Annotated in this window: 37 protein-coding genes; 5 read left to right on the top strand and 32 right to left on the bottom strand. The window is 57.0% G+C overall.

The features are described 5' to 3' along the window. Nucleotides 1–8 precede the first annotated feature (8 nt). The 25 genes from A6A27_RS27190 to A6A27_RS27080 form a co-directional block, all read right to left on the bottom strand. Nucleotides 9–344: a hypothetical protein gene (locus tag A6A27_RS27190; RefSeq protein ID WP_073837494.1), complete on the bottom strand. Its 336-nt coding sequence runs from the start codon at nt 342–344 to the stop codon at nt 9–11. Beyond that, nucleotides 341–1,117, bottom strand: coding sequence for a DUF7275 domain-containing protein (locus A6A27_RS27185; RefSeq protein ID WP_073837493.1), 777 nt, complete (start codon nt 1,115–1,117; stop codon nt 341–343). The genes A6A27_RS27190 and A6A27_RS27185 overlap by 4 nt, the downstream gene beginning before the upstream one ends. Before the next feature lie 3 nt (nt 1,118–1,120). After that, the gene (locus A6A27_RS27180; RefSeq protein ID WP_073837492.1) at nt 1,121–1,465 is read right to left on the bottom strand and encodes a hypothetical protein; all 345 of its coding nucleotides are present in this window, start codon (nt 1,463–1,465) and stop codon (nt 1,121–1,123) included. Further along, a complete protein-coding gene (locus tag A6A27_RS27175) occupies nt 1,466–1,648 on the bottom strand; it encodes a hypothetical protein (protein WP_073837491.1) in 183 nt (60 codons plus the stop codon). It abuts the gene before it with no gap. Beyond that, nucleotides 1,645–2,109 (bottom strand): hypothetical protein, encoded by a 465-nt coding sequence (locus A6A27_RS27170; RefSeq protein ID WP_073837490.1) that lies wholly within the window; start codon nt 2,107–2,109, stop codon nt 1,645–1,647. The genes A6A27_RS27175 and A6A27_RS27170 overlap by 4 nt, the downstream gene beginning before the upstream one ends. Further along, complete coding sequence (locus tag A6A27_RS27165) at nt 2,090–2,317, bottom strand: hypothetical protein (protein ID WP_073837489.1); 228 nt, start codon at nt 2,315–2,317, stop codon at nt 2,090–2,092. The genes A6A27_RS27170 and A6A27_RS27165 overlap by 20 nt, the downstream gene beginning before the upstream one ends. Further along, on the bottom strand, nt 2,310–2,558 hold the full coding sequence (locus A6A27_RS47690) for an endonuclease VII domain-containing protein (protein WP_073837488.1): 249 nt from the start codon (nt 2,556–2,558) through the stop codon (nt 2,310–2,312). The genes A6A27_RS27165 and A6A27_RS47690 overlap by 8 nt, the downstream gene beginning before the upstream one ends. A 173-nt stretch (nt 2,559–2,731) precedes the next feature. After that, nucleotides 2,732–3,505, bottom strand: coding sequence for an AAA family ATPase (locus tag A6A27_RS27155; RefSeq protein WP_073837487.1), 774 nt, complete (start codon nt 3,503–3,505; stop codon nt 2,732–2,734). Between the two features lie 24 nt (nt 3,506–3,529). Then, nucleotides 3,530–3,718 (bottom strand): hypothetical protein, encoded by a 189-nt coding sequence (locus A6A27_RS27150; protein ID WP_073837486.1) that lies wholly within the window; start codon nt 3,716–3,718, stop codon nt 3,530–3,532. After that, the gene (locus A6A27_RS27145) at nt 3,718–4,110 is read right to left on the bottom strand and encodes a hypothetical protein (protein ID WP_073837485.1); all 393 of its coding nucleotides are present in this window, start codon (nt 4,108–4,110) and stop codon (nt 3,718–3,720) included. Before A6A27_RS27145 ends, A6A27_RS27150 begins: the two co-directional genes overlap by 1 nt. Then, nucleotides 4,103–4,297 (bottom strand): hypothetical protein, encoded by a 195-nt coding sequence (locus tag A6A27_RS27140; protein WP_073837484.1) that lies wholly within the window; start codon nt 4,295–4,297, stop codon nt 4,103–4,105. Before A6A27_RS27140 ends, A6A27_RS27145 begins: the two co-directional genes overlap by 8 nt. Beyond that, nucleotides 4,290–4,526 carry a hypothetical protein gene (locus tag A6A27_RS27135; RefSeq protein ID WP_073837483.1) on the bottom strand — a complete coding sequence of 79 codons (237 nt, stop codon included), beginning with the start codon at nt 4,524–4,526 and terminating at the stop codon, nt 4,290–4,292. Before A6A27_RS27135 ends, A6A27_RS27140 begins: the two co-directional genes overlap by 8 nt. 331 nt (nt 4,527–4,857) lie before the next feature. Continuing rightward, nucleotides 4,858–5,181 carry a DUF7574 domain-containing protein gene (locus A6A27_RS27130; protein ID WP_073837482.1) on the bottom strand — a complete coding sequence of 108 codons (324 nt, stop codon included), beginning with the start codon at nt 5,179–5,181 and terminating at the stop codon, nt 4,858–4,860. Between the two features lie 27 nt (nt 5,182–5,208). Beyond that, complete coding sequence (locus A6A27_RS27125; RefSeq protein WP_073837481.1) at nt 5,209–6,045, bottom strand: PD-(D/E)XK nuclease family protein; 837 nt, start codon at nt 6,043–6,045, stop codon at nt 5,209–5,211. Beyond that, nucleotides 6,032–6,553: an NUMOD4 motif-containing HNH endonuclease gene (locus tag A6A27_RS47685; protein WP_073837480.1), complete on the bottom strand. Its 522-nt coding sequence runs from the start codon at nt 6,551–6,553 to the stop codon at nt 6,032–6,034. Before A6A27_RS47685 ends, A6A27_RS27125 begins: the two co-directional genes overlap by 14 nt. Nucleotides 6,554–6,653: 100 nt before the next feature. Next, a complete protein-coding gene (locus tag A6A27_RS27115; protein WP_073837515.1) occupies nt 6,654–7,094 on the bottom strand; it encodes an NADAR family protein in 441 nt (146 codons plus the stop codon). Continuing rightward, nucleotides 7,091–7,729: a hypothetical protein gene (locus A6A27_RS44485; RefSeq protein WP_073837479.1), complete on the bottom strand. Its 639-nt coding sequence runs from the start codon at nt 7,727–7,729 to the stop codon at nt 7,091–7,093. Before A6A27_RS44485 ends, A6A27_RS27115 begins: the two co-directional genes overlap by 4 nt. Next, complete coding sequence (locus tag A6A27_RS44480; protein ID WP_158074067.1) at nt 7,713–7,883, bottom strand: hypothetical protein; 171 nt, start codon at nt 7,881–7,883, stop codon at nt 7,713–7,715. The genes A6A27_RS44485 and A6A27_RS44480 overlap by 17 nt, the downstream gene beginning before the upstream one ends. Beyond that, a complete protein-coding gene (locus tag A6A27_RS44475) occupies nt 7,867–8,025 on the bottom strand; it encodes a hypothetical protein (protein WP_158074066.1) in 159 nt (52 codons plus the stop codon). The genes A6A27_RS44480 and A6A27_RS44475 overlap by 17 nt, the downstream gene beginning before the upstream one ends. Beyond that, nucleotides 8,022–8,285, bottom strand: a complete 264-nt coding sequence (locus tag A6A27_RS27105; protein ID WP_073837478.1) for a hypothetical protein — start codon at nt 8,283–8,285, stop codon at nt 8,022–8,024. The genes A6A27_RS44475 and A6A27_RS27105 overlap by 4 nt, the downstream gene beginning before the upstream one ends. A 563-nt stretch (nt 8,286–8,848) precedes the next feature. Then, nucleotides 8,849–9,064, bottom strand: coding sequence for a hypothetical protein (locus A6A27_RS27095; protein ID WP_073837476.1), 216 nt, complete (start codon nt 9,062–9,064; stop codon nt 8,849–8,851). A 2-nt stretch (nt 9,065–9,066) separates the two neighbouring features. After that, entirely contained in the window at nt 9,067–9,474 is a 408-nt protein-coding gene (locus A6A27_RS27090; RefSeq protein WP_143194196.1) for a hypothetical protein, read from the bottom strand. Beyond that, a complete protein-coding gene (locus A6A27_RS43495) occupies nt 9,465–9,662 on the bottom strand; it encodes a hypothetical protein (RefSeq protein ID WP_143194195.1) in 198 nt (65 codons plus the stop codon). Before A6A27_RS43495 ends, A6A27_RS27090 begins: the two co-directional genes overlap by 10 nt. A gap of 5 nt (nt 9,663–9,667) precedes the next feature. Beyond that, nucleotides 9,668–10,258 (bottom strand): hypothetical protein, encoded by a 591-nt coding sequence (locus A6A27_RS27085; protein WP_073837474.1) that lies wholly within the window; start codon nt 10,256–10,258, stop codon nt 9,668–9,670. A gap of 517 nt (nt 10,259–10,775) precedes the next feature. Continuing rightward, nucleotides 10,776–11,123 (bottom strand): hypothetical protein, encoded by a 348-nt coding sequence (locus A6A27_RS27080; RefSeq protein WP_143194194.1) that lies wholly within the window; start codon nt 11,121–11,123, stop codon nt 10,776–10,778. Nucleotides 11,124–11,318: 195 nt separating this feature from the next. On the opposite strand from A6A27_RS27080, the gene A6A27_RS47680 reads away from it, so the two are divergent. The 5 genes from A6A27_RS47680 to A6A27_RS47670 all read left to right on the top strand — a co-directional run bounded on the left by A6A27_RS47680 (nt 11,319) and on the right by A6A27_RS47670 (nt 12,865). After that, a complete protein-coding gene (locus tag A6A27_RS47680) occupies nt 11,319–11,507 on the top strand; it encodes a zinc finger domain-containing protein (protein WP_443190008.1) in 189 nt (62 codons plus the stop codon). Beyond that, nucleotides 11,504–11,767, top strand: coding sequence for a hypothetical protein (locus A6A27_RS43490; RefSeq protein ID WP_143194193.1), 264 nt, complete (start codon nt 11,504–11,506; stop codon nt 11,765–11,767). The genes A6A27_RS47680 and A6A27_RS43490 overlap by 4 nt, the downstream gene beginning before the upstream one ends. Next, nucleotides 11,751–12,176 carry a dCMP deaminase family protein gene (locus A6A27_RS47675; protein ID WP_073837472.1) on the top strand — a complete coding sequence of 142 codons (426 nt, stop codon included), beginning with the start codon at nt 11,751–11,753 and terminating at the stop codon, nt 12,174–12,176. Before A6A27_RS43490 ends, A6A27_RS47675 begins: the two co-directional genes overlap by 17 nt. 148 nt (nt 12,177–12,324) lie before the next feature. Next, complete coding sequence (locus A6A27_RS27070; protein ID WP_073837471.1) at nt 12,325–12,552, top strand: DUF2829 domain-containing protein; 228 nt, start codon at nt 12,325–12,327, stop codon at nt 12,550–12,552. After that, nucleotides 12,539–12,865 (top strand): HNH endonuclease signature motif containing protein, encoded by a 327-nt coding sequence (locus A6A27_RS47670; RefSeq protein ID WP_083672910.1) that lies wholly within the window; start codon nt 12,539–12,541, stop codon nt 12,863–12,865. Before A6A27_RS27070 ends, A6A27_RS47670 begins: the two co-directional genes overlap by 14 nt. A 276-nt stretch (nt 12,866–13,141) precedes the next feature. Here the strand turns inward: A6A27_RS47670 and A6A27_RS43485 are convergent, their stop codons facing one another. The 7 genes from A6A27_RS43485 to A6A27_RS43470 form a co-directional block, all read right to left on the bottom strand. Beyond that, nucleotides 13,142–13,321, bottom strand: coding sequence for a hypothetical protein (locus tag A6A27_RS43485; RefSeq protein ID WP_143194192.1), 180 nt, complete (start codon nt 13,319–13,321; stop codon nt 13,142–13,144). Nucleotides 13,322–13,431: 110 nt separating this feature from the next. Then, the gene (gene dnaE, locus A6A27_RS27060; RefSeq protein WP_073837469.1) at nt 13,432–16,506 is read right to left on the bottom strand and encodes a DNA polymerase III subunit alpha; all 3,075 of its coding nucleotides are present in this window, start codon (nt 16,504–16,506) and stop codon (nt 13,432–13,434) included. Nucleotides 16,507–16,986: 480 nt separating this feature from the next. Further along, nucleotides 16,987–17,238 carry a hypothetical protein gene (locus A6A27_RS27050; RefSeq protein ID WP_143194191.1) on the bottom strand — a complete coding sequence of 84 codons (252 nt, stop codon included), beginning with the start codon at nt 17,236–17,238 and terminating at the stop codon, nt 16,987–16,989. A 1,651-nt stretch (nt 17,239–18,889) separates the two neighbouring features. Further along, nucleotides 18,890–19,303, bottom strand: a complete 414-nt coding sequence (locus A6A27_RS43480) for a hypothetical protein (RefSeq protein WP_143194190.1) — start codon at nt 19,301–19,303, stop codon at nt 18,890–18,892. 343 nt (nt 19,304–19,646) lie between these two features. After that, a complete protein-coding gene (locus tag A6A27_RS44470) occupies nt 19,647–19,814 on the bottom strand; it encodes a hypothetical protein (protein ID WP_158074065.1) in 168 nt (55 codons plus the stop codon). Nucleotides 19,815–19,917: 103 nt separating this feature from the next. Further along, entirely contained in the window at nt 19,918–20,199 is a 282-nt protein-coding gene (locus A6A27_RS43475; RefSeq protein WP_143194189.1) for a hypothetical protein, read from the bottom strand. Further along, the gene (locus A6A27_RS43470; RefSeq protein ID WP_143194188.1) at nt 20,196–20,516 is read right to left on the bottom strand and encodes a hypothetical protein; all 321 of its coding nucleotides are present in this window, start codon (nt 20,514–20,516) and stop codon (nt 20,196–20,198) included. Before A6A27_RS43470 ends, A6A27_RS43475 begins: the two co-directional genes overlap by 4 nt. Nucleotides 20,517–20,790: the final 274 nt, after the last annotated feature.

The raw sequence follows: 20,790 nt of genomic DNA, 5'->3' as shown, positions 1-20,790 counted from the left end.
CTTTCGGGTCAGGCGTAGTCGTAAACCGTGATGGTCCGAGGCTGAGGCTTCACCTCGCGGCACTCACCATCCCAATCGGTACCGCCGTAGGACGAGCGCCAGCCGTTCTTGCGGAAGTGCTTGTCACCGAGCTTGACCACCATGAAGACGTCCTCGGCAACACCCTCCCCGTAGGAGTCGTACTCACCCTCCTTCGGACGGGCCACCATCTCAATGAAGTCCTCAAGAGCGGCGACCCAAAGGGTCTGACCCACCCGAAGATCTTCGGCTAGCCACCACTCAGCAGCATTGTTGAGGCGGGTAGCGAGGTCGGAAACATCCTGGTTGCACGTCGGGCAGTTCACTTCTCGTCCTCCAGCGGGATCAGAAAAGCTCGGTTAGCAAGATGATGAGCCACGTAATCGTGGTCGGGTCGGTGAAATAGGGCGTAATTCTCAGCAATGAAACGAGCACTTCTCCCCCTGGTGAGACTGGTGATGGTCCGACGAAGAGCCCAGTGGTACGCAAACCCAGGACTGACGTTGTAGTTCCGAGGAATCACAATCCGCTCAAGAGCGGTTGCGTACACCTCTTCGCGGAATAGTGCTACCTGAACCTCGAAAGGTGCCTCCCATACCAGCTTCATATCCATGTCGACGGAATGACCAGGCTTCAGGAACACCTCGTACCAAGGCTTACCAGGCGTGTACGCCACGGAGTAGTGCAGCGAATCGTGGTCGTACTTCCGCTTCACTGCATCCTTGAAGAAGTCCTCAGCCTCCTTGGTGAGGTCCATCTTTTTGGAGCCGTGCTTCTCGGTCCAGATCTCGTAGAGGAGCTTGTAAAGCGGCTCGATGACCTGGCAGCCCTTGTGCCTGAGGAACATCAGATCTGCCATGTGCTTATTCCAACTACCGTTGGGCAGCTCCCAGAAAGCGTGGCTGAGCTTGATCGTGTAAAGCTCATCGGGGGTAGCTACAACCGAATCGGCCCAGGCGTAATCCTCCATCTTTGGGTGCCAGAAGGAGTCTGAGCCGGACAGTGCAGGCTCATCCGAGAAGACGTCGTAGTCCTTAGGCTCTCGGGGAAAATCCTCGAAGTGGTGTTTGATTGCCGTCGAGCCAATGACGATCCGCATTGCCTACATCTCCTCGTAGTCCACGTAGACCTTCTGGACCGGCTTCACCTCAGTGAAATCTCCGTCCCAGTACATTCCCGCGAAGCTCACCCACTGACCCGTCTGGCGGAAGGTGCGGCCATCAACCTCGAACATCAGCCACGCCTCGTTGGTGTCGATGCCGTGGAAGTCGTAGTTCCAGACCTTCACCTCACCAAGGCCAACAACCTCGAAGGTGTTCGGCTTCTTCTCGGAGCCGGCCTCTTCATCCCAGTCGTACCAGCCGGTCTCCTCGTCGCACTCCTCCTGCCACTCGAATCGGTGCTCCAGAAGAAGAGCCTCAACCTCATCAACGGTCAGCTTGTCCATTCAGCACTCCGGAGAGAATTCGTCAATGCAACCGATCCAGACAGCAGTGCGGCCATCCGTAATTGACTCCTCTTCAAGAGACTCAAACTCGTAGAGCCCCCTGAACTCATCAATGACGCCTACGATCTCGCAATACTCGTTGTCAGCCAGCCAGTAGCCCTTGAGTCCGATCCAGTCGTTCACAAGAACTCCCTCTTCCCAGGGGTCTTCTCTGTCAGCCAGGAGAGCTTTTCTTCGTCGTTCCGGGTATCCGGAGGCGGGAAGAGATCGTCCATGAACTTCTTCAGGTCATCGACAGTCAAGCCCCAAGCTGCCCGCTGTTGCTGAGCGGTAGTGATGCCGAGAGTCCAATGTTGCTGGGCAACCTCGCGGACTACCCGATCAGAGATCTCCTGAAGAGTGATCCTCTGCTTGTCCGCCATGACCGTGTAGACCTTGCCGTCACACCATGTCTTAGCCGGTTCGTAGTGGCCGTAGCGGTAATTGGCCCGGCCGATCGGACCAGGATCAGTAAAAGACCAGACCTGAAAATCTTGCCGGATCACATACCGCTGACTCCGGTTGCCCTTGATGCTCTCGATCAGACCGTCCTTCGGACCACCGACGAACAGCGCTACGTCAGGATCACTCCCCCAGGTGCCCATTGCTCTCCAACCATCTGCGCCGGAGTTCAGCCCCCGTGAACTCGTCGGCAGTCTCCATGTACAGCGTCTCCGTGAAGTCCTGAATGGCAGCCAAAGCAACCCCCGCGACCTGGGTAGCCAGCCCACGTTTTCCCTCGTCGCCCTGCCAAACCTTCTCAATGAACCTGTCTGCCAGGAATTTCAGTTCACGTTGGTCAGGTTTAGCCACTGAAGACCTCCACGTAATCAGCCATCGCACGAAAAAGCTCTATATCGTCATCACAAAGCCCCAGCACGAGATTGCAGCGGTTACACAGAAGTTTCCGCACCTTCCCGGATCTGTGGCAATGATCAATCCGCATGTCGCACTTCACCCAACCTCCTGGCTCAGAGGTGCCACACAGATAACACTTGCCATCCTGCTCATCTGCCATCTGCTCATACTCCTCAAGGGTCAAGCCATACTTCATCTTGAGGTGCTTGCGACGTTGAGTCTCCCGTGCTCGTTCGGGATTGTTCTTTCGCCATTCCCGCATACCCTCACGCTTGCAGGGCCTACAGTGACTCTGTTTTCCCGTACTGTGCCTACGATCTGGCGAGAATTCATCTAGCGACTTCTCGACTTTGCATCGACTACATCTCTTTAGCCCATCCAAGCGCGCTCCGGAAGCCAGGGGATAGATACGTAGAGACTCCCATCGCTCTTCGCACTACCGTTTGAATTCTTGATGACTGACAATTGCAGGTATCCTGGCATCTCAGGGTCCTGCCATGCCGTATAAATAATTCGGGGGCGCTTGTCGACTTTGTTTAGGATGTCACGCTTGCCGATCGGTCTATCCCCGTTGACATTTTCTCCGGTTACGTGATGAAGGAAATGCACATGAGCCCCTGTCTCACGAGCTTTGCTCGCCCCCCAGAGAAGAGCCTCACGCTGATTGCTGCCTTCGTCCGCTCCGTAGCCCGAGTCGACATCCATGAGGTTGTCGACCACAATCAGGTGTGGATACTCCCCGTTGGCAATGGCGTACGCCTCGATCTCCTCGTTCATGTGCTCTAGCGTCGGAGCCACCTGGAAATCCCACCACACATGCTCTGTGGCCTCGTGGAATGCTTCCCAGCCCCCCGGCTCCGCTAGCCTTTTCTCTGCCTCATCCTGAGTGCAACCAAATACCCCCTGAGCCGTCCGAACTCCAACCGTTGCCGTATCAGAGTCGGACGAGAAATACAGCGTCGGAATTGGATAGATGTCGTCGTACCGACCGTTCATGACCCAGTGACACCAGAAGGCAGTCTTGCCACCACCACTCGCAGCAGCAGTCAAACCCATCTGGCCTCGCCTGGCGAACGCTCTTAGGGCAGCGAGCTGGGAGAAGGGGGTGGGGAGTGGTTCCCCCACCCTCCCCTTAGCCCGCATAGCCAGAGAAAGGCTATTCAGGGCTTACTCCTCGTCTACGAACGGATCTACGCCCAGCTCTTCAAGCTCGTCGTGAAGATCCCGAGCGAACCCGCCATGGAGATCCGTCTCCCAATCGGGGTGGAAGAGAAGCAGGTACATGAGCTTGCCAGCCTCCTTCTCACTCAGGTCGATTGAAATCGTCCGCTCGGTGTAGCTACTCGCGAGCTGCATTACTCGATCCACTCCCCCGCGCCCTTGAAGTCCTGGCAACCGAACTTCGAGCAGTAGTAACGGAACTTGTACGCCTCACCCTTGGCGTTCCGCTTACCGCGCATGTCCTTGGTCTTGCCGTGCGTCGGGCACTCAGGCTGCTTATCAGGAGCGGTGTTCGCAGCAGCCCGAGGGGCAGCCGTAGCGCTCGGAGCTGAGCTGGCTGCGTTCCCGGAGAACACCCCGTTCGCAAGTGCAGCCTGCTTGACGCTCCCCAGCTCCTTGAAGATGTCGCCCGCGTGCTCAGCAAACCCGGCGATCACGTCCTTCAGTTCCTCACCGGAGGTGCCTCGCATGTTCACAAGGTCCCCGTTGATCGAACTGTTGATTTGAATCTTGTAGTCGTCAGCCAATTCGGTTCTCCAATTCCTCGACTGCCATCTTCAGCAGCTCGATACCTGTTCCCAGGTCGAGTCCGCCACCAATCTCGACATTCAGCGAGATATCAACGTTGTCACCGTCTAGCTTGGCGTCAGTCATCTCCACGAGAACGAAAGGACTAAGGCCAAGAATGGGCATGGAAAGCTGAGCGTCAGACACCGAACTCAATCCGATCCCGAAGAAGAACCGTGACGTACCAGGCCAAGTGCTCGGCCGGGAGAGCCATCGAGAACGCCAACGCGGCCTCACCCATCGAGAAGTCCGGGTCCTCGAACATCTCCCGCATTGCCTTTTCAGCGAGTTCGAGCTTCATCCGGACCTCGTTCTCAACCGAGCCGTCCTTGTCCTGGAGTGCATCCAGGAAAACGGACACATCCTTATCGTCCATTACTTGCCCCTCCGCTTGAATTCGAGCTTGTTGGCCAACCGAGGGCGCAACGGCCACGGCTTTACATCAGGGTTGTTCTTGAAATACTGGCGAGTCTTCTCCCGCTTGCTGACTCGCTTCTTGAAGACCCCAGGCGAATGGAAGGAACCCTTGCCTGCTGCGATCCTGGCTCGAAGGGCAGCACCAATGAGGTCTGCCAGAGGGACAGGCTTCACTCACTTCCCCTTCTTCGGGGGAATGGACTTCTTCGGAGGAGGGCTCTTGATTGGAGCCCCAGGGGGCTGGTTCGGAGGAGGGCTCTTGGGATTAGAGGGACTGTTCCACCAGGCCATTAGCGGAGACCCAACTCTCGGAACTTCTCGATGGCGTTCAAGTAGGTGTCTTGCTCACGCTCGAAGTCGTAGCCCATGAGATCCTTGATGGCATTTCGAGCGGAGTTCAAATCCGGCAGTTCCCTCAGGTCACCCTCAGTCTTCGGGTTGTCTTCCCAGGAGTAGCAGGAGCAGCCAGAGTCAGTGATGTAGAAGAGCCGGCTGTCCCGCTTGTAGATTCGCATCGTGGACCACGAGTAGTCCCACTCCCCGAACTCGGCGATTACCTCATAGCCGGGGATGTCAGTGTCAACCGGAGTGAACTCAAAGCCGTAGTAGCTCATATTCAGTTGTCCTATTCAGTTGTCGGACTACTTGAGGTCTTCGTCTTCTCGGAGGTAACCCTTGAGTCGACACCATTCCTTGACGCCGCAAAGGCCACAGTTGTCACTGCTCGGACTGGCGATAAACACTCGGTTCTGAATTCCTCGGTCGAGTGCTGAATACTCGGCATCCAAGTACTCCTCAGTCCATCGATGATCGGTCTCCCACTCCCCAGCTACGCCATCCTTGAAGTACCAGAAACGGGCGTGCTGGATGGGTGCAGGAAGGTGATCCTCGAAGAGTCGATTGGCAACGAACAAATACAGTCCTAGTTGCCGGGGGTCATCAACCCTATTCCCGGACTTCAGATCTTCGATGGTGCAAATATCCGCCTTGGGCCAGTACAGAATTCTGTCGATGGCCATATTGATCGACACCCCTGAGGGGAATGTCCAGGTGCATTCGACCTCGATAGCAGGATCTCCGAAAGGGTCATTCCAGATCTCCCATTCGCCCTCTTCCGCGTACCGAAGGTAGTTGCCTACCCAGGACTCCAGCCCCCGGTTGAGGCGGTTTTCGATATCCTTCTCTACCGTCTTCGTGCGAGGTGGCTTCATCCAGTAGGAAAGGTCGGGCTGCTCTTCCTTGAGCCTGTCAATCTCTCGCCAGTAATACTCCTCGAACATTCCCGCCAGGTCATACTTGCGACCTGTACGCTCCCAATCGTCTGCGGCTGACTGGATGGCAATTCCACCGGCAAGCCAACTAGCAGGTCGGCTGGGAAGCCGGGGGCGAACCATCCGATTGAGGCGGAATTCTTCCGAGCACTTCGCGTACTGAGAAAGCTGGCTAAAGGATCTCGTGTACCGTCTAGCCTCCGACATTCCAGCACCTCCCTCTGCGGATTGCTCGTATATGCCAGTGGGTAACGCCATACTGCTGAGAAAGCTCCTTGGCAAGACCTCGGTGATAGGGAGCCTTCCGAATGGCAGTAACATCCTCCTCGGTCAGTCTCGCTGCCGGATTTTGCTCGCCAATGGGCGCTGTACCATGCGCCACCTGATCTGCTGCATTAGCCCGCTGGGTATCCCAGCGCAAATTGTCTAGTGCATTGTTGTCTCGGTTGCCGTCGTTATGGCAGCCGACCTGACCCCCAGGTGGGGAACCTACAAAGGCGAGAAGAACCAGACGGTGTACGGTGGTGACCCGATTTTCCAGGCGGACAGCCCACCGCTCGTGCCCTTTAACACCAGTTAGTCTCTGCGTCAAAATTCTCGGGTGCTTCGCTCGATATCCCCCGTGACCCCGAGTTCGCCAGCTCCGAACTTGGCCGAGATTGCTGACCTCATACCGCTCGAACCCCGGAATCTCTCTCCACTCTTCTTCAGACATCACTCCCCCAGTGCCGAAAGAGAGCCCAGGCAGATAGCCTGGGCTCTCCCGGCTATTCAGTTGTTTTGCCTTACGAAACTATTCTAGCCGGCTAGCCGGCTTACCCCGTGGCAACGTCGTCACGAATTCTCATGAGCATCCAGCCAAGCAGGTTGTGACCCTGCCCCCTGGAAACACCCCAGGTCTGGTCACCCCAGGTGTTCCCTTCAATGAGGAGACTAGGAGCCGTAGCTTCGAGTCTTGCCAGAAGGTCAGGGTCCGAGAACTTCGCCTGGAGAACTTCCTCCATCACCTCGTAGCGATAGAACTCGTTCCAGTACGGCCGAAGAAGAACCTGCCGCCCCATGCTCTTGGCGAACCCAGGAGTCAATACAGCAGCAATCAGCCGGCGCTCATCCATGTCGAGCGTCTTCCCCGCCTGAAAGGCGTGCTCAGCCGTAGGGAACTCAATCCCCCAGAGAACGAACGATCGCTGGTAGAAGTTCGACAGAAAGCTGTACTCACCAGTGAACGAGTTAATGATGACCTTGTGATGGTTCACCACAACACCCCCTCTTCTGCTGCGTACAACTCCTTGATGCCGGTGATGTCGTCGTAGCTGTACCGGGTCAGCGGACCCACGACACCCCGGAGGAACGGACCACACTTCCACCGGAGAATCGAGCCATCCCAGAGGAAGTCCACCGGGTATCCGTCCTTGCAACTCGGAGACTCCGGAGTCTTCAGGAGCCGGAACTTCGTGAACCGTTCAGCACGGATCGCAAAAGGCTCCCGAGAAGCCGGGTAGTAGTCCTCTGCGAGCCCGTTCAGCTCTCGGTGCACTACCTCTACTACCCCCGAGAAATCCGGAGGCTCAGAGACGATCTGAAGGGTCTGCTCCCAGGGTCCTAGAAGCTCGTCTCCCGATACGTAGACCTCTACCTCACCCTCCACGGTTCGGAGAGCCTTCTCAAGCTCCTTGACCTCCTTCAGGCCCAGGTGGAAGTCAAGTCCGTAGTTCTCGGGCTGATCGATCGACGCTCGGTCCCACATCGCTACGTAATCGTCCGAGGCGTACACCCCGAAGTGCATTCCGTGATCCTGAAACATCACCACGCCACCAAGGGAGCTGTCCTTGTGGCTGAACTGGATGGCGTTATAGCAGAGACGCTGAAGGTCTTCAGCGAGGATCTTCATCCCTCACCACCTCAAGGACTTCTCCGATGAGGTACGCATCTCCGTACTCCGGCCACACGCTTTCATCGATTACACCCCTAATGTCGAGCTTCACTCCTGAGTAGATCCTTCGGGCCACCCAGTAGCGATCAGGGATCTCAACGAGGATCTTCACGAAGAATCTCCTCTGCCAGTGCCAGGCAGTACGCAGCCTGAGAGTGATTGTCAATCTCGCTGAAGGTCATCTCGTCGCAGACCCCATCAAGATCCCGCTCCAACTCTCGGAGTCCGGCCACAAGCTCTTCCAGCTTGGTCACTTGGCCTGGTCCTCCTCCTCGAAAGAGGTGAGGCACCGAATCAGTTCACCCATGTCTCCGTAGTAGGTGAACTGCCGTCGGTCGCCAGAGGCAGCGCTGATGTACTTGATGCGAACAACGGTGTCCTCGTAGTAGCAGGTCTCGCAGTAGCCTCCAGCCTCAGTGTCCTGCTCGTAGTCGATAACCTCGATCGCATCATCGTGATACTTCGTCAGGTACCGAGCCAGCAGACCCTTGAAGGTCTCCTCGAAGTTGCCCATATTCAGTTGTCCTTCCACGAAAAGAAGGCCCCTGAAGGAGCCCCCCTTCGTTATTCAATTGTGGTGTTCGGTTAGTTCGGGAGTATTCGGATGTGACCAGGCGGCTCGGCAAGTTGAGCCTTGCATTTGTGGATCAGGGCCTTCGCCGAGTCGTACTTGTAGTTCTTCGGGTCTAGGTTCCCGACGATCGCCATCATCAGGGCCACCTCACCGAGGGTGAGGACAAGTGTGCTTCCGCCACGCCCCATTACTTCACCTTCCCGCCCTTGCGCTTGCCGCACCGGGAGCACGACCGGAACTGGAAGAACTCAGTGCTAACCATCTTGGAGCTAGCTACCGGAGCGGTAGCCGTCGCACCGGTGATGAACTCACTCCTGACTTCCTGAGCGGACGTCTGCCATTTGCTCCAGTCGTGGAAGAATCCCCAGGTGTACTCGCCCTTGCAGATCACAGGACCGTCCATTCTGTGAGTCCGTGGTAGAGGAACCACGCAGACCAGTAGGCCAGTTGGAAGAGTACATACCGAGGGTCAGTGACAGTCGGCTTGACCGTCTCCCAGACCTTCACTGCTCCTTCTTTCCATCCACGTACCCTCGGCCATCCGGAGCCCAGCTCTGAACGACATACTCAATCGACCGCTCGGGATCGATGTAGATGTCCTCCTTGCAGGTCACGAAAACCCGCTCGGTGTGAACGAACTCCCCGGAGACGTCGTACCCGGTGAGCACCTGAGAGTAGTTCGGAGACCACATCACCCGACTGAGAACGATCTGTTGCACCCTCAGACCTCCTTGTAGAGACGCTTAAAGCCCTCAGGGTTGGACGAGTCGCAGGAGGTCACCTTGATGGACGGACGGATTGAACCGATGCAGATCAGATGCCACTCAAAGCCATTGAACTGACGCTTGTAGACCGCTCCTGTGATGGTGCACTGGTAGTACTCCGTCTCGGTGTACTGAGGCGTCGGAGGTTCGGGCTTGGGCTCCTCCCAGACCTCGATGGTGTCCTGGTGAACGTGGTGAATAATGCCAGGGGTAGCGTGCAGCACCACTGCTACGTGAGCGGGAGAAACATGCCTGGCGTACCCATCGGCTTTGAATACCGTGCCTTCGTGCCCGAGGAAGAGGATGCGCTTGCCGTGGGGAAGTTCGGCGTACGTCTCGCCGGTCCTTTGGAACATCAGATCCACTCCACCTTGTAGTCGGGCTGTCGGTTGCCGGCGAACATCTCGAACTCGTTCATCTCCGAGGAAACGTCTTGCGCGGTCTGACGACTCCGGTACCAGCCGACGATCTTCTTCTTTCCCGTACGGCCGATACGAACCAGAGCCCAACGCTTATGCGTTATCAATCGCCAAAATTTCTCCAGAGGTTCCACGATTTTCAGCCCTTGATGGGCTCGACGGACTTGACAGCATCCCCGATCTCAGAGGACTCGATGTCCCAGTGGAGGAAGTTCTTAAACTGCTCAAGCGGAGAATCCGCAGTGAGGTCCGTGTCGTAGTCGGCCAAGTCCAGGTCCAGGGTGATCCGAACCTTCGTGGAGGGGATCTCCAGTCCCAGCTCCTTCATCGCCCGCTCGAAGCCGGAGTCGCACCACTCCTCTTCCCGCTTCGTCCGAAGGGCGACCGCGACAACCTTCTTCTTGAAGTCGGCAAGCTCCTTCTCGACGTCCTCAACGGTCTTCTTGATGGGCTTCGCGAAGGGAGTGCCGTCGATCTTAACCTCGATGACCCGAGTGTCCTTCCACAGCTCTCGGGCGTACCGCTCAGCATCATCGGCGTTCACCGAGACGTTGTAGCCGTCCGAAGGCTGGGTGCGAATCGAAACGTTACTGGAGGCACCGTGGGCATCCTCAGTGATCCCTAGCGCCCGAAGAGCCTTTGCCATCGCGTTCCCAGCGGGCTGGTAGTCGGCCTGGGTGTTATCGGTGGGCCACTGCCGAAGAGCCTCATCAACACTGAACTTGAACATTACTGTCCCATCCCCTTCTCGTACCTGTTCCAGACGATTCCAGTTTCGGTGTACCGACCCACGAGTACATCGTGGGAGATTGCTCGTTTCCTGTTGCCCTTGCCGAACGCGTGCGTTCTCGCCCTGGCTAGCGCCAGGGTGGAGTTATGGCCAAAGTGCGATTCCACATCCGATTTGCAGGTCTCGCACTTAACGAGATAGCCCCCAGGGACGGTGCACTTTTCCCATGTCTCACAATGGGGGCAATAGAGTGTTTCTCCTGTTACTGGGGCGACGGTGAATTGCAGTCGATGACCGCAATCTAGGATTGCTTCGGCTTCAACTGGACGCTCCTTCTTCGGGGCGTATTCCGGGCCATGATCTCCGAGAACCGAGTAGCCAGGGAGAGTGCCACGAATGGCCTTCTTGACCTCGCTATCCGGCGTATAGGAGTGGGGCTTTAACTCCCCCACAGCCTCTTCCAGGGTGTAGCCGGCATCTACGATGAACATATTCAGTTGTTTTTCCTGTGAGGTTGTTAGGCGTGATCCACGAACGCCTTGTATCTCGGGTTGGCAGGATCAGAGGCAGCGTCGAGAACGAGGTAGTCCACCTCGACGCTGAAGATCCAGGCCCCCGTCTCGTCGCCTGAGAACAGGTCAATCAGCGTGCCCTCGGGGGGAAGAGCTGGAGCGTTGACCGACTCAGGAAGTGTGTCCCTGAGGTAGGACGGAGGGTCAGCCTCAGCACTCCAGTACAAGGCAATCTCGATCATCTCGCTCCCTTCGTCGCCGGTTGGCGTGAACCCAACGGTACTTGCATAACCGGCGTTATGCGAGTCCAAGTTGACCGGGTTTGAAGGCATCTTCCATGTGACGTCGGTCACATGAGGGGGTCTGGCTGTCCCGGAGGTCCGAGCTGGGACATGCACGGTTCTTAGTGAGGAGCAAGTTCACCGAAAACTTCTTCGGCTGTTGCCAGTGTCCCAGGGGACATCGAGGCTAGACTCTTTAAGGGGTTTAGTTAAACCCTCAGTAATTAAGGGGGTTTACAACCCCCTTTTAACCCCTGGGAGTTAACTATGAGCTTCTACGAAGCTTCCCTAGAAGAGGGTGAAAGGCTTCTCCTCCAGAGAGAAGCCTGGAGAGATAGGGTTCGCAACTCTGTGAGTTGCCCTAAGTGCAGGGTTGCAATTGGGCAACCCTGCTTAGGGAAGAATGGCAGCCCTCGAAGGAGCTGCCATCAGGAGCGAAATCGGCTTTGTCGATGAAATACAAGATCCTAGCCATAGTGACGTTCCCCGGAGGGGGAACGGTAAAGAAGAAGTTCCTATACCTCAACCAAATCCGTATGGGATTTGGTGATAGTAGTCGAGAACCAGCCAAGGGGCTGGTTCTCTTTAGTAGGCTCGATGGAAAACATCGAGCCGAAGTTAAAGTCGCGAGTTCGTTGACTGAATACGAACTCGCTTCTACTAGGGACTTACTAACGGCCGTTGAAAATCTCGGAGCCGATGTTGAATACTTCTAGGCCAACGATCCACCAAACGCTGATTGGCGTTGCCTACGAGTTTGCTAAGCGCTCCACCTGTTCGCGGCTTCACGTTGGAGCGGTGATCGCTGACCATCGAGGAGTAATACTCTCCTCGGGATACAATGGTGCGCTTTCCGGAGAGGCACATTGCAATCACGTCACCAGAGATGAACCCTGTCGCTTAGCCGTTCATGCTGAGGCCAATGCAATCCTCTGGGCTGCTCGCCGGGGAATTAGCACCGAGGGCGCATACATGTACTGCACCCATGAGCCCTGTTATGAATGCTCGAAAATGATTATTCAGAGTGGAATCGTCACCGTCTACTACTCGGAGACCTATGGCCGCAACAGCGGGCTAGAAAACTTTGGGTATTGCGGAGTGCATGTCGAGCAGGTAGCTCGCTAGTCGTCGGGGGAGGGTTTCTAGAGCGCCAGAGGCCGCTACCACTCATGGCAGCTCCCCTTCCCCGATTCAACTTCTTCCTCAGCCGGCGAAACCACTAATGAGCGCCAGAGCTGGAGAGGAAACCTCTCACAACTGAATAGGAGAAGCAATGGACTTCGGACAGGCTCTCGATGAGCTTCGCCAGGGCAAGACCGTTACTCGTTCTGGTTGGAACGGCAAGCGCCAGTTCCTTGCCCTTCAGGTCCCGGACGAGCACTCGAAGATGCGTCGCCCGTACATCTACATCTCCCCGGTAGACGGCGATCTGGTGCCGTGGGTTGCCAGCCAGTCTGATCTTCTTGCCGAAGACTGGCTCCTCGTGGATGCCCAGAGCTAAACAACGGTGCCCCCAGGTTGGGTGCCGGAACTTTAAGCCCTGCAAGACTCACCAAGTCTGGAAGCCCTCCAGCGGAATGGTTGCACTGCCATCCAACTGGAAGACGATCCGCAAGGACGCTGAGGGCTTCGATGAGAAGCGTTGCTATCTCTGCCGATGCATCGATACCGCCGGGGCAGTCGACCACAAACTCAATCGAGCCTCAGGCGGTACCAACCGCAAAGAAAACCTCGGCTGGATTTGTCGCTCCTGCCACAAGGCCAAAACGGAGGCCGAGAAACAAGCCGGTCGAAAAAGGAGGCGGAATGCGTAAGGACATCATCTGGACTTGGGCATAGAAAAAGGGGGCTCCCGTTTGGGAGCCCCCTGGTTAGTTCGAGCGTCTTCCTGATCCACCGCAGCGGTGACACGGGTAGTGACAGTACATACTTCCAGACTTGCTCGGTGGAACGAAGTTCGTCCGGACCGCACCGACCCGGAAGATCATTCCTGGCGACGGTCGTACCGGACCGACTACTAGCACCTCACGAGAGACATGCCCCTCGCCTCCGCACTTGCGACAGAGTGACGCCATGTAGCGAGAGTACTACTACTTCGTGCCTCTGCCACCACACGACTTGCAGGTTTCCCAGGTGGTCACCCAGCCGTTGACCTTGCCCTTGGAGTCGTACGCCTTCCGGGAGACGTTCTTGCCTCCCGCTCCTCCGCAGGCACCACACTGACTGGTTGCCTTGCCCTGGTCCGGCTTCTCGTCTCTCCTGCTAGCCATCGTGCCCACCCTCCTAGAGTGACTGACTGGTTGCGCTCAGGCTACTTGCATACCGCTCGATATGCAAGCTTTCAGGGCATGAAAAAGGGCCACCCGAAGGTGGCCCTAGATCACTGGAACACTCCAAGGTTTGCTACAGCCTGCTGGACGACAGGCCAGTTGGCAGACGGCAGGTCGAGCCGCACTCGACCGATCACGAGCTGGATTTCATGATCCCCAGGGTTCCTCAGTAGAAGATCCCGAAGCCAGTACAGCTCGTCCTCGGTTAGCGCTCTCGTAGGAATGAGATCCACTCGGCTGCGAGTAAGCACAGTCGACAGGTACGTACGCTCCCACTCCTGACGCTGCTCAGTAGACTTGAGGTTGCTGTTCCCGACGCCGTAGGCGATTCGGTAGAGCGGCTTCTGACCATTCCTCCGTTCCTGTCTGTCGCGTGTTGCTCGACCGCTCAGGGCCTCTCTGGCAAACCACAGCTCCTCTCGATAGGGCGTGAGCCCATCGAGCGTCCCAGAGGCAATCAGAGCCCCTAGAGACCCAGTGTTGAGTGCCTTAGCCGGCGCTCTGCGGAAGAAGTCGTCCAGGTCGCTGAAGGGCCTCTTCGAGGCGACTGCGTTGAAGACCGCCTCTCCGACACCCTTGATGGCAGAGATGCCGTAGTGAATTCCCTTTGGCCCCGGTGAGAATCCCACGCCACTGTGGTTGATGTCCGGAGGCAGCAGGGGGATTCCCATCCGGTTTACCTCTTCGAGGTATCCAGGCAGCTTATCCGGGTCTTCCGCCACAGAGGATAGGACGGCGGACATGTATTCGACTGGATAGTTCGCCTTGAGATACGCAGTCCAGTAGGCAACCAGACCGTACCCGGCGGAATGAGCACGGTTAAAAGAGTAGTCGGCGAAAGGAACAAGCACTCCCCAGAGTTCGCCAAGCGCTTCCTCTGAATAACCCTGACTCTTTCCCGATGCAAAATACTCCGGCTTAGTCGCCTCCATCTTCGCATGATTCTTCTTCCTCATCGCGTCGAACAACAGTGCGGCCTCGGCGTAGCTCCAGCCGCACACGATCTTCAGGACTTCAAGAACCTGTTCCTGCCATACGATCAGACCGTACGACTGAGCGAGGGCAGGCTTTAGAGCTTCTTCCAACTCAGCGTGAATTGCCCACTCCGACTTCCAACCGGCATTCGAGCCCTTTCGTCGGGCGTACTCAGTGTGAGCGTTAGCTCCCATAGGCCCTGGCCTGTAGAGTGCGAGCACAGCCGAGATGTCATCAAAGCGGGAAGGCTTGAGCTGACGAAGCAGTCCACGCATCCCCGGAGAGTCCAACTGGAAGACTCCGAGGGTGAATCCGGAGCTGAGGAGTTCGTAGGTGGCTCGGTCGTTGCATTCGTCCGGGAGGCAGGGCAATAGCAGTTGTTCCCCGCCCCGAACTGTCAGCACTCGCAGGCACTCATCGATAATCCCTAGGTTTCGTAGTCCAAGGAAGTCCATCTTCACGAGGCCCAAGCTCTCAACCTCGTGCATATCAAACCCGGTGACCCAAGGCTCCGAGCTGTCGCCACCAGGGCGACGGAGCGGTAGCAGATCCCTCAGGGGCACCGGAGACATCACTACCGCAGCAGCATGGATGCCTTCGTTTCTGGTGGTGCCTTCAAGCCCCGTAGCAAGCTCGTAGACCTCATCCTTCGGTCCGGTGTACTCCTTCAGGCTCGGAGACCTTCCGAACTTCGCAGGAGGCAACTGAGAGCTGTACCAGAGGCCCTTTTCATTGGTGCCACCCAGGACCCGGTTGGCATCCTTCAACGCGTTCTTGGCCCCGATGGTCCCGTAGGTGCAGATCTGGGCAACGAACTCATCGCCGTACATCTCTCGGACCATCTGGATGAACTCGTCTCGCCGAGACTCGTCAACATCGATGTCGATGTCCGGGAGGCTCTTCCGCTCCGGATTGAGAAAGCGCTCGAAGATGAGTCGGTGAACGATCGGGTCAAGGTCTGTGATCCCCAGGGCGTAAGCCACGAGGCTACCGCCCGCAGAACCACGCCCAGGCCCAATCGGGATGCCACGCTTCTTCGCCTCCTTGATGATGTAGTGGAGTGGAATGAAGTAGGGGGCGTACCCCATGTCGCAGATGACTTTGTGTTCGTAGCGACCCTGATCCCAGTAGTCAGAGGGAACCTCTCCAAGTCGACTCTCAAGTCCCTCTTCGATGAGAGCCCACAACGCCTCAGCCTCATCCCAGCCGTCAGGCAGCTCTACGGCAGGAAACCGAAGCTTCCGCTCAAACACACTGTCGTAGGACTCCACCATCTCGACAATCATGAGGGTGTTGTCCAACGCCTCCACCGGCAGAGGCTTCGCCTCCATTTCCGCTCGGGAAGCGATGTGGTAGCCACTCCCCGAGAACTGGAACACCGGCTTAGCAAGCGTGCTCTGTGTCTGAACACAAAGGAGAGCACTATGGACGAACGAATCGTGAGGGTCACAGTAGTGCGAGTCGTTGGTAGCGACGACCTTGAGGGAGTGACGGCTAGCGAGCCCGAGCAGGTCTCGATTGAGAGCATCCTCGAAAGGTATGCCGTGGTGCATGACCTCTATAAGGAATCGCTCACCGAACACCTGCTTGTAGTGGTCCGCGAGGACGGACGCCTGGTGCTGCTGCCCCAGACGCAACCGAGTGGAGATAGCGGAGCCAGCGCAACCACTGAGGACGATTAGCCCCTCAGAGTGTTCTGCAAGTGCTGAATCATCGATTCGAGGTTTGCTATAGAATCCCCGATCATAAGCTCCCGCTTGTAGACGGTATAGGTTTCGGAGCCCCGCGCTATTCTGCGCAAGCACTGTGAGGTGTGTGTAAGCTCCTCGGCCACCGATACCAGGATTGTCTCCGTCCTCTGCGACTCGATCCGGGTCTCCAGGTCCCCAATCGGCACGGGTTTTGTTCTCGGCTTCCCCAGGAGCCACATAGAACTCACATCCAATGATTGGCTTGACACCGACAGAGTTACAGGACTTCCAGTGCTCCATTGCGGTGTGCAGGTTGCCGTGATTGGTGACAGCCAAGGCGGGCTGCCCCAGAAGGGCAGCCCTCTCAGCGTACGACCGTGGCTTCCCCTGTCCGTCCAGAAGAGACTTGTCGTCGTGGACATGGAGGTGAGCAAACTCGTCGTGCGTACCGTTATTCAATTGTGGGTACTCCTAGCTAGTGGTGATCGCAGCCGTACATCCCCCTGGGGTTTACGACCTGATGCGTCATCCAGCACTCTCCGCATGGCTCGCCAAGCGAATATTTCATCGGGGCGTACGTGCCGGGAAAGTACGTGTAGACGAGGTACGGCTGTTCGGTAAGGATTCGGAGAAGTTCGTCATCCTCGGAAGTCTCGTTGGCGACGGTTGAGGTGGTCATAAGACCCTCTCTTATTCAGTTGTAGACGATGCAGGCGTGCTTGCCGATCGCGTCCTCAGTCCGGAAGACGTTCCCTCCGCACTGACCAGTGCCATTCTCCAGCTCGTGAACACAGATGAACCCGTTCGCCGTGCCGCCCTGTGCGCTCACGGGAAGGAGGGCTGGCACCCACCTGGGTTCGTGCTCAACCCACCGCCAGTCTTCCGCACCCCCGATCTTGACTTCAGGTGCGCTGCTGCTAGTGTCGCCTAGCTGACTGTTCACGGTCGAACCTCCATGTTTGATAGCTCAATAGATTTCGATTCGCTGAAGGGCGAGTGTCGCTCCCACTGAGAGGCGGGGATGGGGCCATGCAGGACGTCTTGCGCCCTGAAGTCGCCTACCCACACCTCGAAGTCCACGAGTACTTCGTGCATCAGCACGAGATCTGAGATGACCTCATGCGACCCGGAGTAGATGTGGTCCGCAACGAACTGGACGTCTTCATCGATGTCCTCCCAGGGGTCTCGCATCACCGGACCACCGCCAGGTGGCCCCGACCGGACTCACCGGACTCCCGACGCCATACGACGTCGTTTTCCCGACGAAGCACCGTGGCCCCGATTTCCCGGGCATACCCCTCCCGGTCTGACACCCCCTGGGGGACACGCCAGGTCCCTTGCCCTGGGATGTACACAAACCACCGGACGACTCCGGTATCACGAGGGGGTTTCATGCGCTGTCAACCTTCCGACAGTGTGAGCGTGCTCACAAGTTATTGACGGTACCTAACTTCCATACTCGGTGATATGCTAGCTTGGAAAGCAAAGCTTCCCCGCATTCACGAGAATGGATCTAGCATGGCTCGCACCAAGGAGAAGTGGTCCGCAGTTTTCTCTGGTCCACCAGACCTAGTAGCACAGCACGTGGAGTTTCCGATGACGATCCTTGAGGACCCTGACCGACCTGTTACGGCGACCATGCCTCTCAGCTCCATCCGCCGACTCGTTCGAGCGTTGGCGATCATCGAGGCTCGGTACGAAAAGACTAAGGATTCGAGGTCGACTCCCGGGTTTTTCGATGTTGGCGACGGTAAGTAGGTAGTAGCACCGGACGCTGGGTGCGACCGGACCTCTCCGAGTGTACTCGTGGGACTTGCATACGACAAGTTATGCAACCAACCGGACCGGACTGTGGGGACCGGACCGGACACGACCGGACACGACCGGACGCAAAGGGACCGGACGTACCGGACCGGACGTACGAGAAACTTTATCGAAGTCGCCCGGTCACTGCCAGTGGAGGAAAGATCCAAAAGGCCGTCCTAGATCGTTACCAAAATTCGACCGTCCGGATGATTGACAAGAGCTGATGATCTTGCTAACGGGCTCGCAGGGGTGGCTAGCCCGGCTGAGAAAGCGATGAAGGGGCGAGGCTTGAATGCCTCGCCCCTTCCCTATTCGCCTCCATCTAGTTCGTCTAGGGCTCTCCTTTCTGCGCATGAGTGTCTAGCTATGAACACCGCCCGGCTATGTCGTCTTCGGAGGTCTGGCAGTAGTTCCCCGCCGTATATGGCGACAACCGCAGCTAGACAGAGAAGCAAAAACACGGGGCACCCGATAAGAACAGCTAGCGTTCCCACTGGGCTAGCTGGTCTGTCGGTCTGCTACCCCATCAACGGGGAGGATGTTCTCTGGAGAGAACTTGCGCACCTTTCCGCTACGGTTTATTTTGACATGGACATACTCGCGGCCAATCTTCTCCACCCAGCCATAACGGTCGCCTGCAATCCATGCGTCCGTAGCCGGGTGGGACTCTACGCGTTGCCCAACCCTGAAACCCATTCCCATTCCTTCCCTAGCGCTAATAGGACAGAGGGGGGTACGGCCGTAGCCGTACCCCCGTGCCAATCCCGTTAGTGCATCACTACCTTACGCCAGTAGACAGGTTGCTTGTCGCCACCTTCATCCCAACCGCAAAAGTCACCGCCGGTAGACCACGCGAACACATAGCAATTAGTAAAAGAGTCCCATCCCCGGAATGTGCAGGGTTCATCGTTCATAAAGTCCCAAACGACATCCCCTACACTGAGAGTCTTTACTAGCTGGGGCTCCGCTAGGTGCCCAACGATTCGGCCGGTAGCTTTCTCTTGCAGTTCTACCGGCCCGGCATTAGGGATCATGTTCAGATTCCTTCCCGGTAGGCCACTGCCCACCCGGCATCATCGTGGTTTCCGTCGCAATCCTCAGGGCAATGCGCTTGGCACTCATCGACGTCTGAAACCACAACCGCGACGTAGTAACCAGGCTGAGAAATGATGTCCTGTTCCATCCTGCCCCCGATGAGCTCACTAGGGTGCATCACGGGACCGCTGTAACCATACTGCCCGCTGTAACCGTTCAGGAGTGACCAGCCTTCCCCGTCTACATGGTGCGTACCGTCCGACCACGTAACCTCGGGTGCCCAAAGTTCACGAATGTTCGGTAGGTTGTCACTGATCGTGCCATCCTCGCGCACTTGGATAACGTGATCGAACTCCATCAAATCACTTAGCGACTTGTAACGGTGCCCATCCTCAGTTACGTACTCGCGTGCCATTACTCAGCCTCACCTTCCCGGTAAACAATCGTCTCTGCGTTGTCCATGTCTGGCACCCGTACCGGGTGCATCCAAACGTCCCTAGCGACGTCAGCCTCCCTAGCGGTCAACTCATCGCGTAGCGCTCGCCTAGCAGCAATCAACGGGGAAACGGCATTGCGAGGCACACGAGCGTGCCATACGCCGAAACTGTCTGCCCACGTGGTTACTCGTGACTCTGGCATTCAAGCCTCCCTAGTGTTGTCCGGATAGAAATCCCTAGGTGCCTACGGCACCCCTACGGCCGGTTATCCGTACGTGAGGCGGTATTACCTGGCACCTAGGGAAATCTAAGGGGACACAGCTAGCGAAGCTTGACCCAGCGGTTTTCCGTCAGGGAGTAGAAACTGGCCTGACTGATTACTCCGGTTTCCTCGGAGATGTCATAGGTGATCGTTCCGATTTTGTGAGTCTTACCGTCAATCTCGACGGTAGACCACGACTCAAGGGCCTTAATTTCTTCGTCAGTCATTACCCCTCCAAAAACAGATCCATTACAGGTTCGTTGTGCATTAGCGCGACGCTAGCGTCCACACTAAAGGGCCTAGCGATCCCTCCGGATTGCGTACTAGAGATCAGAGTGCGTAGTCTTCACGGTTCTCTTTAATCCACTCATCACACTCAGCCTCAAAAGCTTCCCGAGTGACGGGGATGGAAGGCTTACCCTTGCCGTAGTCCCACACTCCGATAGCGGCGAACGGTGCCCCCTCAGCGCTAGCGCGCTGAAATACACCCTCACTGCTCTTGCTGTCCGGAGTGCTGTCTTCCATCGAATAAACGTCGATGTACGCGCGCCCGTGCCATTCAAAAGAAACGGGGTAGCCTTCCGGCCGGTAGATCATGCGAGTTTCGTTCATCCGATTTGGCTCCCAGTCTCAACATCAGCGCGGTTGCTGCGGATAGCGGTCAAGCATTGCATCCACGCCTGAATCCGGTAGTAGACTTCGCGGTTAGTCGCGTCTAGGTGAGAGGGAAACGGGGTGTCGTGAAACTTGCGGTCAGTAAGCTTCCCGTTGACCCTCCATTCCTCCTTTTCTTGCAGACGCCAGACGTTCCCCTTCATCTCTGGCGCAAGCAAGGTCCATCCGATTGTGTTGAATCCAGCCCGGCTAGCTGCCTGGCAGAAATTCGTGAAGATCTCCTGAACGTCTCTGGCGAGGATTCTGTCTGCCATGTCTCTCCCCTTGAGTCTGATAGGACATCCAGCCCGCTAGAACGGCCGTAGCCGCCCTAGTGAGCTGAGACCCCATCACCCTACCGGGCTAGCCGTTTGATGCTTCTGTGACGCTCTCAGCCGGTGACCAGATTACGAAAGCGTGCCGTGAGCCTCCCAGGTTTGAGCCACAAGCGTCGCAGCTAGACCAGGAGAATTCCCGCCGCTCGCAGTTACACTCGGCGACTTGCCCCCGGTATTCAGTGGCATCCTCGGGCTGGTAATTGGGGCACTG

Source organism: Micromonospora sp. CB01531 (assembly GCF_001905095.1).
Taxonomy (GTDB): Bacteria; Actinomycetota; Actinomycetes; order Mycobacteriales; family Micromonosporaceae; genus Micromonospora.
This window is presented reverse-complemented; position numbering and strand designations above follow the sequence as displayed.